Raw genomic sequence first — 16,865 nt, 5'->3', positions numbered from 1 at the left:
CATGTTTTTTCCTTCTGTAAAATCATAAATATTGAAGAAAAACCGACCTTTTACATGATCAACCTTCTATTGGTGATTTATTAGGTGTTCCTGGTTTTCTAGGATATTTTTTTGGTGTTTGCTTTTTCTTTTCAATGACAATGATGTTCCGTTCGCTTTCTTCTAAAGGAAGAACAAAGGAATGCTTTTCAACAACCTCTCCTCCGAGGACTGTGACGGCTTTTTTCCCTGCTTGCATTTCTTCATCAGCGGCAGATGCTTTTAAGGCAACAAACAATCCTTCCTTTTTCACTAGAGGCAGACATAGTTCGCTCAAGACGGATAAACGCGCAACTGCTCTAGCAGTGACAAGATCATAGCTTTCACGCTTTTCCTTACGTTGTCCAAACGTTTCTGCACGATCATGATAAAAAGTAGTATCTTGTAAGTTTAATCCTTTTGCTAACTCATTGAGAAACGTAATTCGTTTCTGAAGAGAATCAACAATGGTCACATGTAGATGAGGGAAACAAATTTTAAGAGGAATGCTTGGAAAACCAGCACCAGCTCCAATATCACAAATCGTCGTCACTTTGTGAAAATCAATAAAAAATGCTGCTGATATTGAATCATAAAAATGCTTTAAATACACTTCTTCCTTTTCAGTAATGGACGTTAAATTCATTTTCTCGTTCCATTCTACAAGCATGCGGAAGTAGGTTTCAAATTGTTCAAGCTGCACTGGAGAAAGAGTGATCCCTTTCTCCTCTAGTGCTGCTGTAAATTGTTCAATGTTCATGCCGACATCCTTTCTATTCTGCTATCTTCGCAATACGCCCCTGCTCTAAATATACTAAAAGGATAGAAATATCAGCAGGGTTAACGCCTGAAATACGAGAAGCCTGTGCAACAGAAAGCGGTCGGACTTCTTTCAACTTTTGTTTCGCTTCAGTTGCAATTCCTTTGATGGCGTCATAATCAATACGATCAGGAATCTTTTTGTTCTCCATCTTTTTCAGTTTTTCAACTTGCTGGAGTGATTTTTCAATATAACCTTCGTATTTAATTTGAATCTCTACCTGCTCACACACATCAGAAGGAAGCGGTGTTTCAGCAGGAGCTAATTTCACAACAGATTCATAGTTCATTTCTGGACGCTTCATCAAATCGCTTGCACGAATGCCGTCCTTCAGCTCACTTCCACCGAGTGAACGAATAAATTCTTGAGTCTCTGCTGTTGGTTTAATGATGACAGAATATAAACGTTTTTTCTCTGCTTCAATGGCTTCTTTTTTCTGCTGAAATGCTTGGAATCTTTCATCAGAAATTAATCCAATTTGATAGCCAAGTTCAGTTAATCTTAAATCAGCATTGTCATGACGTAGAAGTAGACGATACTCAGCACGTGATGTCAAGAGACGGTACGGTTCATTTGTTCCTTTTGTGACAAGATCATCGATGAGAACACCGATATATGCATCAGATCGGCTTAAAATGACTTCTTCTTTACCCAATGCTTTTCTTCCTGCATTAATACCTGCCATAATCCCTTGACCTGCTGCTTCCTCATAACCAGACGTACCATTAATTTGGCCGGCTGTATATAATCCAGAAATTTTCTTCGTCTCAAGTGTAGGCCACAACTGAGTAGGCACAATCGCATCATATTCGATGGCATAACCCGCTCTCATCATTTGTACATTCTCGAGTCCTGGGATGGTTGAAAGCATGCGCTGCTGTACATCCTCCGGAAGACTTGTAGACAATCCTTGAACATAAACTTCCTGCGTATTACGACCTTCTGGCTCTAAGAAAATTTGATGTCTCGGTTTATCATTGAAACGAACCACTTTATCTTCAATGGATGGGCAGTATCTAGGACCAGTTCCTTTAATCATACCTGAATACATTGGAGAACGGTGAAGATTCTCATCAATAATTTGATGAGTCTCTAAACTCGTGTATGTTAACCAGCATGGCAGCTGGTCAGTAATATATTCAACCGTTTCATAGGAGAACGCCCGCGGGACATCATCACCTGGTTGAATTTCTGTTTTACTATAGTCAATCGAGTGGCTATTCACTCGAGGAGGTGTTCCTGTTTTAAAGCGAACCAAATCGAATCCTAGTTCTGCTAAATGATCCGATAATTTAATGGAAGGCTGCTGGTTATTTGGACCGCTTGAATACGAAAGGTCTCCTAAAATAATGCGGCCTTTCAAGAAAGTCCCTGTCGTTAAAACAACAGACTTCGCACGATAGTTCGCCCCTGTTTGAGTAACAACACCTTTACATTCATCATCTTCTACAATTAAATGATCTACCATACCTTGCAGCATTGTCAGGTTTGGCTCATTTTCCATTGTTTTTTTCATTTCATGCTGATATTGGAACTTATCTGCTTGCGCTCTTAACGCACGGACAGCAGGTCCTTTCCCCGTATTCAGCATGCGCATTTGAATATGCGTCTTATCTATATTTCGTGCCATTTCTCCGCCTAGAGCATCAATTTCTCTGACGACAATCCCTTTTGCGGGGCCGCCTACTGACGGATTACATGGCATAAAAGCAACCATATCGAGGTTGATAGTCAATACAAGTGTTTTGGCGCCCTGTCTTGCAGAAGCAAGAGCAGCCTCAACTCCAGCATGACCGGCACCCACGACGATTACGTCATAATTGCCAGCTTCATAACCCATTTCTAATGTTCCTCCCTTTACTTTCCTAAACAGAATTGAGAGAATAACTGATCAATCAAGCTTTCATGAACAGCATCTCCAATAATTTCACCTAGCTGTTCCCAGCAGCGTGTTAAATCTATTTGAACTATGTCGATCGGTACGTCCATTTCAATTCCTTCAAGAGCATCCTCAATGGATTGTTTTGCTTCCTGAAGGAGGGCAATATGCCTTGTATTACTTACATACGTTAAATCTCCACTTTCAATTGAACCCGTGAAGAATAGTGATTGAATCGCGATTTCAAGCTCATCAATCCCCTTTTCTTGTAATAATGATGTAGTAACCACCGGCCGATCCTTCGCTAACTGCTTGACCTTTTCGATATCAAGCTTAGGCTCAAGATCTGTCTTATTCACGATCACGATGATATCCATCCCTGAGACGGCCTCAAATAGTTTGATATCCTCTTCTGATAATTCCTCGCTATAATTGAGCACAAGTAAAATCAGGTCAGCTTCTTTTAAGACCTGTCTAGATCGTTCAACTCCTATACGCTCAACAATGTCCTCCGTCTCACGTATACCCGCAGTATCGACTAAACGAAGCGGTACACCTCTAACATTTACATATTCCTCAATGACATCTCTCGTTGTTCCAGGAATATCCGTTACAATCGCTTTTGTTTCCTGTACAAGACTATTCAACAAGGAAGACTTCCCAACATTCGGTCTTCCAATAATGACAGTAGATAAGCCTTCGCGCAGTATTTTCCCCTGCTGAGAAGTCGTTAGCAGTGACTCAATTTCCTTTTTTACTGATGTTGCCTTTTCAACTAAGACGCGATGCGTCATTTCTTCAACATCGTCATACTCAGGGTAGTCAATATTGACTTCAACATGGGCAAGTGTTTCCAATATCTCGCCGCGAAGTCGTTTAATCAAACCTGAGAGGCGTCCCTCCATTTGAGTAATCGCTACATTCATCGCACGATCTGTCTTTGCGCGAATTAAATCCATTACCGCTTCAGCCTGCGAAAGATCAATTCTTCCATTTAAGAAAGCTCGTTTTGTGAACTCACCTGGCTCCGCTAATCTTGCTCCTTCTCTTAAAGCAAGCTGCAGTACTTTATTGACCGTTACAATCCCGCCATGGCAGTTAATCTCAATAACGTCTTCTCTCGTAAATGTTTTTGGCGCTCTTAATACTGACACCATGACCTCTTCTATCACTTGCTCAGTGCTAGAATCCACAATATGACCATAATGAATCGTATGTGAATCCACCGATACAAGTTTTTTTTCCTTAGGACCTTTATACATCCGATCAGCAATCTGTACCGCATCAGGCCCGCTTAAACGAATAATCGCAATTGCTCCTTCACCCATCGGTGTCGAAATTGCTGCAATTGTATCCATCGCTCATTCACCTCTTTCTCTACTTAATAGACAGTCTGTTATCTATTAAATGGACAATGTCCATCTCTATATCAAAAACGCTTAATCCAAAATTTAAAGATACCATAAATGAAAGCGAAGTGAAAGTATCCCATATCTAATTATCCACAGTTTTGCATCTTATCTATTTTAACACTTAACTTATCCACATGTGAATAACGACGTTCGAAACTTGTCTTCACATCTTACACCTAAATCCAATAAATTTAAACGCCCTGATCCCTTTACTTACTTGTAAAAATGGCATTTTCCACTCATGTCACATACTCGTTTTTTAGAAATAAAGGATAAATCTTCTATAAAAAGCAATTTTTCAATAAAAAAAGACTAAAATCCAGCTTTGCTGAATCTTAGCCTTTCTGCTATTTTTTATACAGCACCACAACATGACGCTTGCTGCCTGTATCTTCAGATGCCGTTTCAAGTTCTTTAGAGAATGCAGCAATCGCATCATGAACAATTTTTCGTTCATTCGAAGGCATAGGTTCTAAATGAACCTTTCTCTTCGTTTTTAAAACCCGATTTGCTATCTTGATGGCATATTGTTCAAGTGCTTCTTGTCGTTTCTTCCTATAATCTCCAATATCAATTGTTATATGATGATACTGATCAGAATAACGATTAAACACTAACTGTACCAACGTTTCTAAAGAGTACAATGTTTGTCCTCTTTTTCCAATCATTAATGACGTTTTATCTCCATCAATGTGGAAAGAAATCTTTTTCGGTTCCTGTTTGGAAATAATTTTTGCTTTAGGATCAATCGTTTTAACAATTTTATCTAAATACTGTGTAGCTAATTTAAGTGCATTTATCTTTTCTACTAACTTGACCACAGCTTGTCTTTTACCAAATAATCCTAAAAACCCTTTATTTCCTTCATCTACTATTGTGATTTCTACTTCTTCTTTTAGTAGCTGAATTTGTTTAAGTCCGGAATCTACTGCTTCTTCGATTGTGCGACCGACAGCAGTTATTTCCTTCATTTTTTATTCCCGCCTGCTTTTTCTTTTGTATCAACTTTTACTTGAGGCGTTTTAATCACCAATGTTTGAATGATCATGAAAATGTTACCTACAACCCAATACAATGAAAGTGCTGCTGGGAAACTAATTGCAAATACAATGATCATTATCGGCATCACCCATAGCATGATGGCCATTTGAGGGTTGTCCGAAGGATTTCCAGCCATCATTAGCTTTTGCTGAATGAAAGTAGCTACACCTGCAATGATTGGTAATAGGAATAATGGATCTGGGCTGCCTAAGTCAAACCATAAGAATGTATGCTTTTTAATTTCTGCTGTTCTCATAATTGCATGATAGAAACCAATGAGGATTGGCATCTGAATTAAAATCGGGAAACAGCCTGCTAAAGGATTGACACCATTTTTTTGAAAAAGGGCCATTGTTTCTTGCTGTAGCTGCTGCTGTGTTTTTTGATCTTTAGAGCTATATTTTTCACGAAGCTTTTTCAATTCAGGCTGTAATGCTTGCATCGCTTTTGTACTTCTTAACTGTTTAATCATTAATGGTAAAATAAGCAAGCGAATTAACAGTGTCACAATAATAATCGCTACACCATAGTTTTCACCAGTTAAGTTTGCCATGTACGTGATTAATTGAGATAGCGGGTAAACAATATAAGAATTCCAGAATCCCTTACTATCTGATGTAATTGGTTCATTGATCTGTGTACATCCTGCCAATAGAACCAATACGCCAATCAAGCTAAATATTAGTAATAATCGCCTTTTCAACAAGATTCCTCCCATTACTTCAAACTTTATTTAAGTTGGAATTGATTACGAAAGTGACTCACCTATTCAGTATGGTAACATTTTTTCTTTGCAAAGTGGTGGTTTCATTTTAATTCACTAGATGAAGGAAGCGCTTTTAAAAATTGATTCAACGAAAGTTTCTATTACGAAGACTTTTTCGGTTGTTGTTGATAAACAGCGGATTTTCTAAATAAATGTTGGAGAGACTTCTTTGTTTCTTCAAAGGTCAATTCACTCGCTGGTTTTCGTGCAATGACAATGTAGTCTTTTTCTTGCTTTAACTTATGACCTTCCTCTAAAAACACTTGACGGATCAGTCGTTTAATTCGATTTCTTATCACTGCATTACCAATCTTCTTACTGACAGACAATCCTAAACGCAGTTCATCTTGATTTGGTTGATCCAGCTGGTAAATAACGAATTGGCGATTTGCCATTGATTGACCTTTTTTGAACACCTTTTGAAACTCTTCATTTTTTTTTAGCCTGTTTCGCTTCTTCATGTTTTTCCACTCCGATAAAAACTGACAGTTCATTTACGATTTTATGTAAAAAAGACCACTGACATTATTCAGTGGCCTAAGCTGATAATTTTTTTCTACCTTTGCTGCGGCGTCGTTTTAAAACTAGACGTCCGTTTTTAGTACTCATACGGCTGCGGAAGCCATGAACTTTACTACGCTTACGGTTATTTGGTTGAAACGTTCTTTTCATTTATGACACCTCCCTGAGGAATAGCTGTTTAAGACAGTCTAACTCATTATATTTGTGTAACCCATCGATTGTCAATATCAATGATAAAACTCTTATTATCAACCTTATAAGCATAACATAAGTTATCAAACGAAGAAACCTTCTTTTTTAGTTTCCATCATTTTATTCTTTTTTTCCTCCTAAAAGACCTTCAAAACAAGGATGTGGATATTTTTCCGGCATATTTAGACTATCCACATCCATTATCGACATTTTTTTCACACAAATAACCGATGTGGATAATTATTTTTCAACAGGCTGTAAAGTGTGTGGATAAGTTTGTGACACCCATTGCACCATCTTGTTTATTTTGATATTATATTTGTGTTTTAACTCTTAATTAGTTATCTGGCCTATTTATATTATCCACAATTTGTGGATAACCTGTGGAAAGTTATTACACAGCCTGTTGAATTGTTTATCCACAGCTTGTGTAATTTGTCGAAAAGACGTTTTTCTACTATATTAATTGTTTTCAACATTGTATGTGCACGAATGGTGATGACCATTTGCTCTTTTTCGTGTTCTATAACAGTTTGATACTGGTCATTTTAAAAAGAAAAGGAGGGGGGAGAAGCCTTATGGAAAATATTTTGGATCTGTGGAATAAAGCACTTGAAAAAATAGAGACAAAATTGAGCAAACCCAGTTTTGAGACATGGATGAAATCGACAAAAGCCCATTCTCTTCAGGGAGATACGCTTACAATTACGGCACCTAATGAATTTGCTAGAGATTGGCTCGAGTCAAGATATCTTCACTTAATTGCTGATACCATCTATGAACTAACAGGTGAAGAGCTCAGCATTAAATTTATTATTCCTCAAAATCAGGACGAAGAGGAAGCCATGCCAAAGTCTCCTATCAAAAAAATGTCTAAAGAAGAGCCCGTTGACATTCCACAAAATATGCTGAATCCAAAATATACATTTGATACTTTTGTTATTGGTTCAGGCAACCGTTTTGCTCATGCCGCTTCACTTGCAGTCGCAGAAGCACCAGCAAAAGCATATAACCCGCTTTTTATTTATGGGGGCGTTGGTTTAGGAAAGACTCACTTGATGCATGCGATTGGTCATTACGTAATTGACCATAATCCATCAGCCAAAGTGGTCTATCTATCATCTGAAAAATTTACTAATGAATTTATCAACTCAATCCGAGATAACAAAGCTGTCGACTTCCGTAACCGTTATCGGAATGTAGATGTGCTTTTGATAGATGATATTCAATTTTTAGCAGGAAAAGAACAAACACAAGAAGAGTTTTTCCATACATTCAACACACTTCACGAAGAAAGTAAGCAAATCGTCATTTCTAGTGACCGGCCTCCGAAAGAAATTCCGACACTTGAAGACAGATTACGCTCTCGATTTGAATGGGGCTTAATTACAGACATTACCCCGCCAGATCTAGAAACGCGTATTGCAATCCTGCGAAAAAAAGCAAAGGCAGAAGGCTTAGACATTCCAAATGAAGTCATGCTTTACATTGCCAATCAAATCGACAGCAACATTCGTGAGCTGGAGGGTGCTTTGATTCGTGTCGTTGCTTATTCATCTTTAATTAATAAAGACATTAATGCAGATCTAGCAGCTGAGGCGCTAAAGGACATCATTCCTTCATCAAAGCCAAAGGTCATTACAATTAAAGAGATTCAAAGAATTGTAGGGCAGCAATTTAATATTCGATTAGAGGATTTCAAAGCGAAGAAACGTACGAAGTCAGTTGCTTATCCAAGACAAATTGCCATGTACCTCTCTAGAGAAATGACCGATTCCTCTCTGCCTAAAATCGGAGAAGAATTTGGCGGTCGTGATCATACGACTGTCATTCATGCTCATGAGAAGATTTCGAAATTAATCGTTGAAGATGAACAGCTTCAGCAGCATGTCAAAGAGATCAAAGAACAATTAAAATAACCAAGCTGATATAATGAGTACGGGAAAATGTGAATAACTAGAGCATAGTCATACACAGTCTGTCCACATGTGGATAGGCTGTCTTTCCTTTCTTTTTCTCGACTTATCCACATATTCACAAGCCCTACTATTACTTCTACGATTTTTATTAATAAAATATATATACATGTCATTAAGAAAATTTAGGAGGACCACTATGAAATTCACGATTCAAAAAGATCGTCTTGTCCAAAGTGTCCAAGATGTATTAAAGGCCGTATCCTCTAGAACAACGATTCCTATTTTGACAGGGATTAAAATTGTTGCGTCTGATGAAGGGGTTTCTCTAACAGGAAGCGATTCTGATATCTCAATTGAATCTTTCATTCCTCAAAGAGATGGAGATTTAGAGGTTATCACCATTGATCGTCCTGGAAGTATTGTGCTTCAAGCCCGCTTCTTTAGTGAAATTGTAAAGAAACTGCCTATGGCTACTGTCGAAATTGAAGTAGAACAAAATCACCTGACCATCATCCGTTCTGGTTCAGCGGAATTTAACCTAAACGGCTTAGATGCTGAAGAATATCCGCATCTTCCACAAATTGAAGAGCATCATGCATTTCAAATTCCAACGGATCTGCTGAAAAACTTGATTCGTCAAACTGTTTTTGCAGTGTCCACCTCAGAAACACGACCTATCTTGACAGGTGTAAACTGGAAGGTAGAACAAGGTGAATTAATATGCACAGCGACGGATAGCCACCGTCTTGCTTTAAGAAAAGCGAAGTTAGATATTAACGAGGAAAGTTCGTATAATGTCGTGATTCCAGGGAAGAGTTTAACAGAGCTAAGTAAAATTCTTGATGATGGACAAGATCTTGTGAGCATCGTCATTACAGAAACGCAGGTTCTTTTTAAAGCACAAAACGTCCTGTTCTTCTCAAGACTGCTAGATGGTAATTATCCAGATACAGCTCGTCTGATCCCGCAAGAAAGTAAAACGGATGTCGTGGTCAACACGAAAGAGTTCCTTCAAGCCATTGATCGTGCATCACTTTTGGCAAGAGAAGGACGTAATAATGTCGTGAAACTGTCAGCTGATCCTGAACAAAGCCTTGAAATCTCTTCTAATTCACCTGAGATCGGTAAAGTGGTGGAGACGGTTCAAGCAGATGAGATTAAAGGGGAAGATCTTAAAATCTCCTTCAGTCCAAAATATATGCTGGATGCGTTAAAAGTATTAGAGGGAACAGATATTCATGTAAGCTTCACTGGTGCAATGAGACCGTTCCTGCTGCGTACGCCGAATGATGATTCTATCTTGCAATTGATTCTTCCGGTAAGAACGTATTAATTCAATCTAAAATGGCTGCTGTGTGAGTGCACAGCAGCTTTTCTTCTCGTTTTCCATGCTTTCTTTCATCCCAGTTCGCTTTCCCCCTTTCCTTCTTGTCTTGTTTTTTAGTACAATTAGATATTAGTGATATTGAAAGAGGTCGATACAATGCCTAATCTTATAACCATTGAAACAGAAATGATTACATTAGGGCAGTTTTTGAAATTAGCCGAAGTCATCCAATCTGGCGGAATGGCCAAATGGTTTCTAAGTGAACATGAGGTGTTCATTAATCAAGAGCCAGATAATAGACGGGGACGCAAACTATACCCAGGAGATGTTGTCGAGATTGAAGGTTACGGCACATTTCAAGTTGTGAATTAGAAACGGGTGACAATACATGTACATTCAAAGTCTGGCGTTAACTTCATACCGAAATTATGAACACACCGAGCTTCAATTCGACAATAAGGTGAATGTCATGATCGGTGAGAATGCCCAAGGTAAAACGAACTTGATGGAAGCGATCTATGTATTGTCGATGGCAAAGTCTCATCGTACGTCAAATGATAAAGAACTTATACGATGGGACCAAGACTATGCTAAAATAGAAGGTAGAGTCATTAAAAAAAATGGTCCACTCCCAATGCAGCTCGTGATCTCAAAAAAAGGGAAAAAGGGCAAGGTCAATCACATTGAACAACAGAAGCTCAGTCATTATGTTGGTGCATTAAACACCATCATGTTTGCGCCAGAGGACTTAAGTCTTGTGAAGGGCAGCCCGCAAATCCGCAGAAGATTCCTCGACATGGAGATTGGACAAGTTTCTGCTGTCTACTTGCATGATTTATCGCTCTATCAAAAAATCCTCTCTCAGCGGAATCATTACTTGAAACAATTGCAGACAAGAAAGCAAACAGATCAAGCGATGCTGGAGGTTTTAACAGAGCAGTTGATTGATGCGGCAGCGAAAGTTGTCAAAAGACGACTGACTTTTACGAAACAGCTCGAAAAATGGGCGCAGCCGCTGCATTTTGGGATTTCTAGAGAGCTAGAAACACTCACGCTCCAATACCAGACAGCAATAGAGGTATCAGAAGCGTCAGACTTGTCGAAAATAAAGAATAGCTATGAAGAATCGTTTCAGAAACTAAGAGACAGAGAAATAGACCGAGGGGTGACACTGTGGGGACCTCACAGAGATGACCTGCTTTTCTTTGTGAATGGCCGGGATGTTCAGACATATGGCTCTCAAGGGCAGCAAAGAACAACAGCTCTTTCACTAAAGCTGGCAGAAATTGATCTGATACATGAAGAAATTGGAGAATATCCCATTCTTCTGCTTGATGATGTGTTATCTGAACTTGATGATTACAGACAGTCTCATTTGCTCCATACCATTCAGGGACGTGTACAGACCTTCGTCACCACAACAAGTGTTGAAGGCATTGATCACGCCACCCTGAAAGAAGCGGAAATTTTCAGAGTAGCCAGTGGAAAAGTAATTGACTGATAAATGAGGTGTGAGTCTTGTATATTCATTTAGGTGATGATTGTGTTGTTTCTACACGAGAGATTGTCGCAATTGTTGATTACAAAATGAGGTCGTCTTCTGTTGTAGAAGAATTTCTACAACAACAAGAGAAACATATCATTTCGTTATCACAAGGGACGCCCAAATCCATTGTCGTCACAACTGAATCTGTTTATTACTCTCCTCTTTCCTCAAGCACGCTCAAAAAACGTGCTTCGTTTGTGATTGAAATTGAAGTCTAAAAACTCAATTCATATAAATATATCGTTTAAGAAAAGTGTAGGTGAATGTACGTGGCAATGGAACAGCAACATAATAGTTATGATGAAAATCAGATACAGGTGCTTGAAGGACTTGAAGCTGTTAGAAAACGTCCAGGAATGTACATTGGGTCAACCAGTGCAAAAGGACTTCACCATCTTGTATGGGAAATTGTCGACAACAGTATTGATGAGGCTTTAGCTGGATATTGTACAGATATTACTGTGCAAATTGAAAAGGATAATAGCATTACAGTGAAAGATAATGGCCGCGGAATTCCTGTTGGGATTCATGAGAAAATGGGACGTCCTGCTGTAGAGGTTATTATGACTGTTCTTCACGCTGGCGGTAAATTTGACGGCAGCGGTTATAAAGTATCTGGCGGTCTGCATGGCGTAGGGGCATCTGTTGTTAATGCGTTATCTACGACCTTAGACGTGACCGTATATCGTGACGGGAAAATTCATTATCAGCAATTCAAACGCGGTGTTCCAGTTGGAGATTTAGAGATCATTGGTGAAACAGATGTTACAGGGACAACCACTCATTTTGTGCCAGATCCAGAAATTTTTACTGAAACCATTGAATTTGATTACGACACACTTGCTAACCGTGTACGTGAGTTAGCTTTCTTAACAAAAGGTGTCAACATCATTATTGAAGACTTACGCGAAGGTAAAGAACGACGAAATGAATACTGCTACGAAGGCGGTATTAAGAGCTATGTAGAACATTTAAATCGCTCAAAAGAAGTCGTTCATGAAGAACCTGTTTACATCGAAGGTGAAAAAGACGGAATCACGGTTGAAGTGGCATTACAATATAACGATTCCTATACAAGCAACATCTATTCCTTCGCCAACAATATCAACACGTATGAAGGCGGAACACACGAAGCTGGCTTTAAAACTGGTCTAACGCGTGTCATCAATGATTATGCTCGTAAAAATGGCGTATTCAAAGATGGAGACTCGAATTTGAGCGGTGAAGATGTACGAGAAGGCTTAACAGCCATTATCTCCATCAAACATCCAGATCCTCAATTCGAAGGACAAACGAAGACAAAGCTTGGGAACTCAGAAGCAAGAACCATTACCGACTCCCTTTTCTCTGAAGCACTTGAGAAATTCCTCTTAGAGAACCCTGATGCTGCAAAGAAAATTGTGGAGAAAGGCGTGATGGCAGCTCGTGCAAGAATGGCTGCTAAAAAGGCTCGTGAGCTGACAAGACGTAAAAGTGCGCTGGAAGTCTCCAGCTTACCTGGGAAACTGGCGGACTGTTCTTCTAAAGATCCTTCCATCTCTGAGCTCTATATTGTAGAGGGAGATTCTGCGGGCGGATCTGCTAAGCAAGGCCGTGATCGTCACTTCCAAGCGATCTTGCCGTTAAGAGGGAAAATCCTAAACGTAGAAAAAGCTCGTCTAGATAAAATTCTATCGAACAACGAGGTTCGTGCAATGATTACAGCGTTAGGAACTGGAATCGGAGAAGACTTCACTTTAGAGAAAGCACGCTATCACAAAGTTGTGATCATGACAGATGCCGATGTAGATGGAGCGCATATCCGAACGCTTCTCTTAACATTCTTCTATCGTTACATGCGTCAAATCATTGAAAACGGTTATGTGTATATTGCGCAGCCGCCTTTATATAAAGTGCAGCAAGGAAAACGTGTGGAGTACGTGTATAACGATAAACAGCTGGATGAGCTGTTAAAATCACTACCTCAAACACCAAAGCCTGGACTTCAGCGTTATAAAGGTCTTGGAGAGATGAATGCTACTCAGCTTTGGGAAACAACAATGGACCCTGATGCGAGAACACTTCTTCAAGTCACACTTGAGGATGCGATCGATGCTGATGAGACATTTGAAATGCTGATGGGAGATAAAGTAGAGCCGAGACGGAACTTTATCGAAGAAAATGCACAATACGTGAAAAACCTTGATATTTAGATGAATCCCTCCTGAGAACAACCTTATTTCTTGTTTGGAATAAGGTTGTTTTTCAAGAAACAGGGGTGTGAAACGAATGTCCTGGTTTTCCGTGTTTTCGTTGATTTTCTAGTAAATTAATGTGTATAAAGCCGAGATTATTGATATAATGGAGAATAGTCTTGTGAAGATAAATACATATTTTACTCCCACATAATTTATTTCATGTGATACGTAAAGGGAGGTTCTTATAGTGAGTGAACAACATACACCAAATGTACGCGAAGTGAATATTAGTCAAGAAATGCGTACGTCCTTTTTAGATTATGCAATGAGTGTTATTGTTTCGCGTGCATTACCAGATGTGCGAGACGGATTGAAGCCCGTGCATCGAAGAATTTTGTATGCGATGAATGACCTAGGTATGACAAGTGATAAACCATTTAAGAAATCTGCACGTATCGTTGGGGAAGTTATCGGTAAGTACCACCCTCACGGTGACAGCGCTGTATACGAAGCGATGGTTCGTATGGCGCAAGACTTCAACTATCGAAATATGCTAGTTGAAGGACATGGGAACTTTGGTTCTGTCGATGGAGACAGTGCAGCAGCGATGCGTTATACTGAGGCGCGTCTATCAAAAATCTCAATGGAGATCCTGCGTGATATCACCAAGGATACGATTGATTATCAAGATAACTACGATGGCAGTGAAAGAGAACCAATCGTTATGCCTGCTCGATTCCCGAACTTATTAGTCAACGGGGCAACAGGTATCGCTGTAGGGATGGCAACCAACATTCCGCCTCACCAACTAGGTGAAGTGATTGATGGGGTACTGGCGATTAGTCAAAGCCCAGAAATGACAACACAGGAACTAATGGAGATCATTCCAGGACCAGACTTCCCAACTGCGGGACAAATCATTGGCCGAAGCGGAATCCGCAAGGCATATGAAACAGGCCGGGGCTCTATTACATTACGTGCAAAGTCTATCATTGAAGAAACATCCAGCGGTAAGCAGCGGATCGTCATCAATGAAATTCCATATCAGGTCAACAAAGCCCGTTTGATCGAAAAAATCGCTGATCTTGTGCGCGATAAAAAGATCGATGGCATTACAGATCTGCGTGACGAGTCTGATCGTAATGGAATGCGGATTGTCATTGAACTGCGAAGAGACGCGAACGCCCACGTTCTATTAAACAATCTTTATAAGCAAACGACACTCCAAACATCATTTGGAATCAACTTATTGGCACTTGTCGATGGACAGCCGAAAGTCTTGTCCCTTAAACAATGTCTTGAATATTATCTAGAGCATCAAAAAGTGATCATTCGAAGAAGAACAGCATATGAACTTCGTAAAGCTGAAGCAAGAGCTCATATTCTAGAAGGTTTAAGAATCGCTCTTGACCACTTAGATGAAGTCATTTCATTAATTAGAAGCTCTCAAACTGCTGAAATCGCGAGAAATGGCTTAATGGAGAACTATAGCTTGTCCGAAAAACAAGCACAAGCCATTCTTGATATGCGCCTTCAGCGCTTAACTGGTTTGGAAAGAGAAAAGATAGAAGAAGAATATAAAGGACTTGTTGAGTTGATTGCTGAGTTGAAAGCCATTTTAGCAGACAATGAGAAAGTTCTTGAAATCATTAGAGAAGAATTAACAGAAATCAAAGAACGCTTCAATGATACGCGCCGTACTGAAATTGTGACGGCAGGTATTGAAACAATTGAAGACGAAGATCTGATTCCTGTTGAGAACATCGTGATTACGCTGACTCATAATGGTTATATCAAGCGTCTGCCTGCATCAACATACCGCAGTCAAAAAAGAGGCGGTAAAGGTGTTCAGGGCATGGGAACCAATGAGGATGATTTCGTAGAACAGCTGATTTCAACATCTACCCATGATACGATTCTCTTCTTCTCTAATAAAGGGAAGGTTTATCGTGCGAAGGGATATGAGATTCCTGAATTCGGACGGACGGCGAAAGGGATTCCGATTATTAACCTGCTTGAAGTAGAAAAGGGAGAGTGGATTAATGCCATTATTCCAGTAAGCGAATTTGATGAAGATTCGTATCTCTTCTTTACAACAAGACACGGTGTATCAAAACGAACATCATTGTCTCAGTTTGCCAACATTCGAAACAATGGACTTATCGCTTTAAGTCTTCGTGACGAAGATGAACTGATGGCTGTCCGTTTAACCAATGGAGAAAAACAAATCATCATTGGAACGAAAAAGGGTATGCTGATTCGTTTTGACGAGACAGACGTTCGTGAAATGGGACGTACGGCAGCTGGCGTGAAAGGAATTACGCTTTCTGAGGATGACATCGTCGTTGGTATGGAAATCCTTGAACCAGATGCAAACGTATTGATCGTAACCGAAAAAGGGTACGGTAAATTAACCCCTGAAAAAGAATACCGTGTTCAAAGTCGGGGCGGTAAAGGTCTTAAAACATGTAAAATCACGGACAACAATGGTCCGCTTGTCGCAGTGAAGGCGACGAATGCTGAAGCTGAAGAGGACTTGATGATTATTACAGGAAGCGGCGTGATCATTCGTATGGCCGTTTCAGACATTTCGACAACAGGTCGAGTCACTCAAGGTGTCCGCCTGATTCGTCTTGGTGATGAAGAACATGTCGCTACAGTGGCGTTAGTTGAACAATCACAAGAAGATGATGAAGAGAATAGTGAAGAAAACGTAGAAACTATAGAGTCAGATCAAGAGCAATCTGAGTAAGAATAAAGCCGGTTCTTCACCGGCTTTATTTTTTTCTGAAAAAACATGAGTTTTTTTGAAATTTATAATGCTTTTTTCATAGATATGTGTTAATCTTTCAAAGGAGCAGAAAGAGGCTCTATTTTTTATCTCTTTTACAGTGGAAACTTCTTAAAAAAATAAAATGTTTTTCAAGAAAAATGTTGACTGTTGATAGAGATATATGATATATTTAAGTGGTCGCTTTGAGAGAGTGACACACAAGTTCTTTGAAAACTAAACAAGACAAAACGTACCTGTTAATTCGAGTTTTTATAAAAAAATCCTATGATACTTCATAGGTAGTCAGTCAAACTGGCGAAAAGCAGAACTTCGGTTTTGTACTTTTTCGGAGAGTTTGATCCTGGCTCAGGACGAACGCTGGCGGCGTGCCTAATACATGCAAGTCGAGCGGACAGAAGGGAGCTTGCTCCCGGATGTTAGCGGCGGACGGGTGAGTAACACGTGGGTAACCT

General features: G+C 39.6%; 14 protein-coding genes and 1 rRNA gene. 8 read left to right on the top strand and 7 right to left on the bottom strand.

The features are described from left to right. Positions 1-58: 58 nt before the first annotated feature. The 7 genes from rsmG to rpmH form a co-directional block, all read right to left on the bottom strand. Positions 59-778, bottom strand: coding sequence for a 16S rRNA (guanine(527)-N(7))-methyltransferase RsmG (rsmG, locus tag ACLGGR_RS05140; protein ID WP_024424068.1), 720 nt, complete (start codon positions 776-778; stop codon positions 59-61). A 13-nt stretch (positions 779-791) separates the two neighbouring features. Further along, positions 792-2,678 (bottom strand): tRNA uridine-5-carboxymethylaminomethyl(34) synthesis enzyme MnmG, encoded by a 1,887-nt coding sequence (mnmG, locus tag ACLGGR_RS05135; protein ID WP_095410043.1) that lies wholly within the window; start codon positions 2,676-2,678, stop codon positions 792-794. 17 nt (positions 2,679-2,695) lie between these two features. Further along, positions 2,696-4,075: a tRNA uridine-5-carboxymethylaminomethyl(34) synthesis GTPase MnmE gene (mnmE, locus tag ACLGGR_RS05130; RefSeq protein ID WP_048238331.1), complete on the bottom strand. Its 1,380-nt coding sequence runs from the start codon at positions 4,073-4,075 to the stop codon at positions 2,696-2,698. Positions 4,076-4,476: 401 nt separating this feature from the next. Then, the gene (gene jag, locus ACLGGR_RS05125; protein WP_410972622.1) at positions 4,477-5,100 is read right to left on the bottom strand and encodes an RNA-binding cell elongation regulator Jag/EloR; all 624 of its coding nucleotides are present in this window, start codon (positions 5,098-5,100) and stop codon (positions 4,477-4,479) included. Next, complete coding sequence (gene spoIIIJ / locus ACLGGR_RS05120) at positions 5,097-5,879, bottom strand: YidC family membrane integrase SpoIIIJ (RefSeq protein ID WP_089374159.1); 783 nt, start codon at positions 5,877-5,879, stop codon at positions 5,097-5,099. Before spoIIIJ ends, jag begins: the two co-directional genes overlap by 4 nt. Before the next feature lie 158 nt (positions 5,880-6,037). Further along, positions 6,038-6,397, bottom strand: coding sequence for a ribonuclease P protein component (gene rnpA, locus ACLGGR_RS05115; RefSeq protein WP_008360906.1), 360 nt, complete (start codon positions 6,395-6,397; stop codon positions 6,038-6,040). A 76-nt stretch (positions 6,398-6,473) separates the two neighbouring features. After that, positions 6,474-6,608, bottom strand: a complete 135-nt coding sequence (rpmH, locus tag ACLGGR_RS05110; protein WP_073208224.1) for a 50S ribosomal protein L34 — start codon at positions 6,606-6,608, stop codon at positions 6,474-6,476. 620 nt (positions 6,609-7,228) lie between these two features. On the opposite strand from rpmH, the gene dnaA reads away from it, so the two are divergent. From dnaA to ACLGGR_RS05070, 8 genes are all read left to right on the top strand, one after another. Beyond that, entirely contained in the window at positions 7,229-8,569 is a 1,341-nt protein-coding gene (dnaA, locus tag ACLGGR_RS05105; protein ID WP_142946021.1) for a chromosomal replication initiator protein DnaA, read from the top strand. Between the two features lie 196 nt (positions 8,570-8,765). After that, positions 8,766-9,902 (top strand): DNA polymerase III subunit beta, encoded by a 1,137-nt coding sequence (gene dnaN, locus ACLGGR_RS05100; protein WP_142946020.1) that lies wholly within the window; start codon positions 8,766-8,768, stop codon positions 9,900-9,902. Between the two features lie 150 nt (positions 9,903-10,052). Further along, positions 10,053-10,268 carry a S4 domain-containing protein YaaA gene (gene yaaA, locus ACLGGR_RS05095; RefSeq protein ID WP_008360916.1) on the top strand — a complete coding sequence of 72 codons (216 nt, stop codon included), beginning with the start codon at positions 10,053-10,055 and terminating at the stop codon, positions 10,266-10,268. 16 nt (positions 10,269-10,284) lie between these two features. Further along, on the top strand, positions 10,285-11,397 hold the full coding sequence (gene recF / locus ACLGGR_RS05090) for a DNA replication/repair protein RecF (protein ID WP_061406450.1): 1,113 nt from the start codon (positions 10,285-10,287) through the stop codon (positions 11,395-11,397). A gap of 17 nt (positions 11,398-11,414) precedes the next feature. Continuing rightward, on the top strand, positions 11,415-11,660 hold the full coding sequence (remB, locus tag ACLGGR_RS05085; protein WP_101677460.1) for an extracellular matrix regulator RemB: 246 nt from the start codon (positions 11,415-11,417) through the stop codon (positions 11,658-11,660). Positions 11,661-11,717: 57 nt separating this feature from the next. Next, positions 11,718-13,634: a DNA topoisomerase (ATP-hydrolyzing) subunit B gene (gyrB, locus tag ACLGGR_RS05080; RefSeq protein ID WP_410972972.1), complete on the top strand. Its 1,917-nt coding sequence runs from the start codon at positions 11,718-11,720 to the stop codon at positions 13,632-13,634. A gap of 232 nt (positions 13,635-13,866) precedes the next feature. Continuing rightward, the gene (gyrA, locus tag ACLGGR_RS05075; RefSeq protein WP_142946019.1) at positions 13,867-16,371 is read left to right on the top strand and encodes a DNA gyrase subunit A; all 2,505 of its coding nucleotides are present in this window, start codon (positions 13,867-13,869) and stop codon (positions 16,369-16,371) included. Between the two features lie 364 nt (positions 16,372-16,735). Continuing rightward, a 16S ribosomal RNA gene (locus ACLGGR_RS05070) occupies positions 16,736-16,865 on the top strand; the annotation flags it as partial.

This window comes from Bacillus sp. BD48, from assembly GCF_046566805.1.
GTDB classification, from domain to species: Bacteria; Bacillota; Bacilli; order Bacillales; family Bacillaceae; genus Bacillus; species Bacillus safensis.
This window is presented reverse-complemented; position numbering and strand designations above follow the sequence as displayed.

Bases quoted from the DNA above. Each gene is read 5' to 3' on its own strand.
- mnmG (WP_095410043.1), bottom strand. From the start codon at position 2,678: ATGGGTTATGAAGCTGGCAATTATGACGTAATCGTCGTGGGTGCCGGT.
- rnpA (WP_008360906.1), bottom strand. From the start codon at position 6,397: ATGAAGAAGCGAAACAGGCTAAAAAAAAATGAAGAGTTTCAAAAGGTG.
- rpmH (WP_073208224.1), bottom strand. From the start codon at position 6,608: ATGAAAAGAACGTTTCAACCAAATAACCGTAAGCGTAGTAAAGTTCAT.
- recF (WP_061406450.1), top strand. From the start codon at position 10,285: ATGTACATTCAAAGTCTGGCGTTAACTTCATACCGAAATTATGAACAC.
- mnmE (WP_048238331.1), bottom strand. From the start codon at position 4,075: ATGGATACAATTGCAGCAATTTCGACACCGATGGGTGAAGGAGCAATT.
- jag (WP_410972622.1), bottom strand. From the start codon at position 5,100: ATGAAGGAAATAACTGCTGTCGGTCGCACAATCGAAGAAGCAGTAGAT.
- dnaN (WP_142946020.1), top strand. From the start codon at position 8,766: ATGAAATTCACGATTCAAAAAGATCGTCTTGTCCAAAGTGTCCAAGAT.
- rsmG (WP_024424068.1), bottom strand. From the start codon at position 778: ATGAACATTGAACAATTTACAGCAGCACTAGAGGAGAAAGGGATCACT.
- dnaA (WP_142946021.1), top strand. From the start codon at position 7,229: ATGGAAAATATTTTGGATCTGTGGAATAAAGCACTTGAAAAAATAGAG.
- yaaA (WP_008360916.1), top strand. From the start codon at position 10,053: ATGCCTAATCTTATAACCATTGAAACAGAAATGATTACATTAGGGCAG.
- gyrB (WP_410972972.1), top strand. From the start codon at position 11,718: ATGGAACAGCAACATAATAGTTATGATGAAAATCAGATACAGGTGCTT.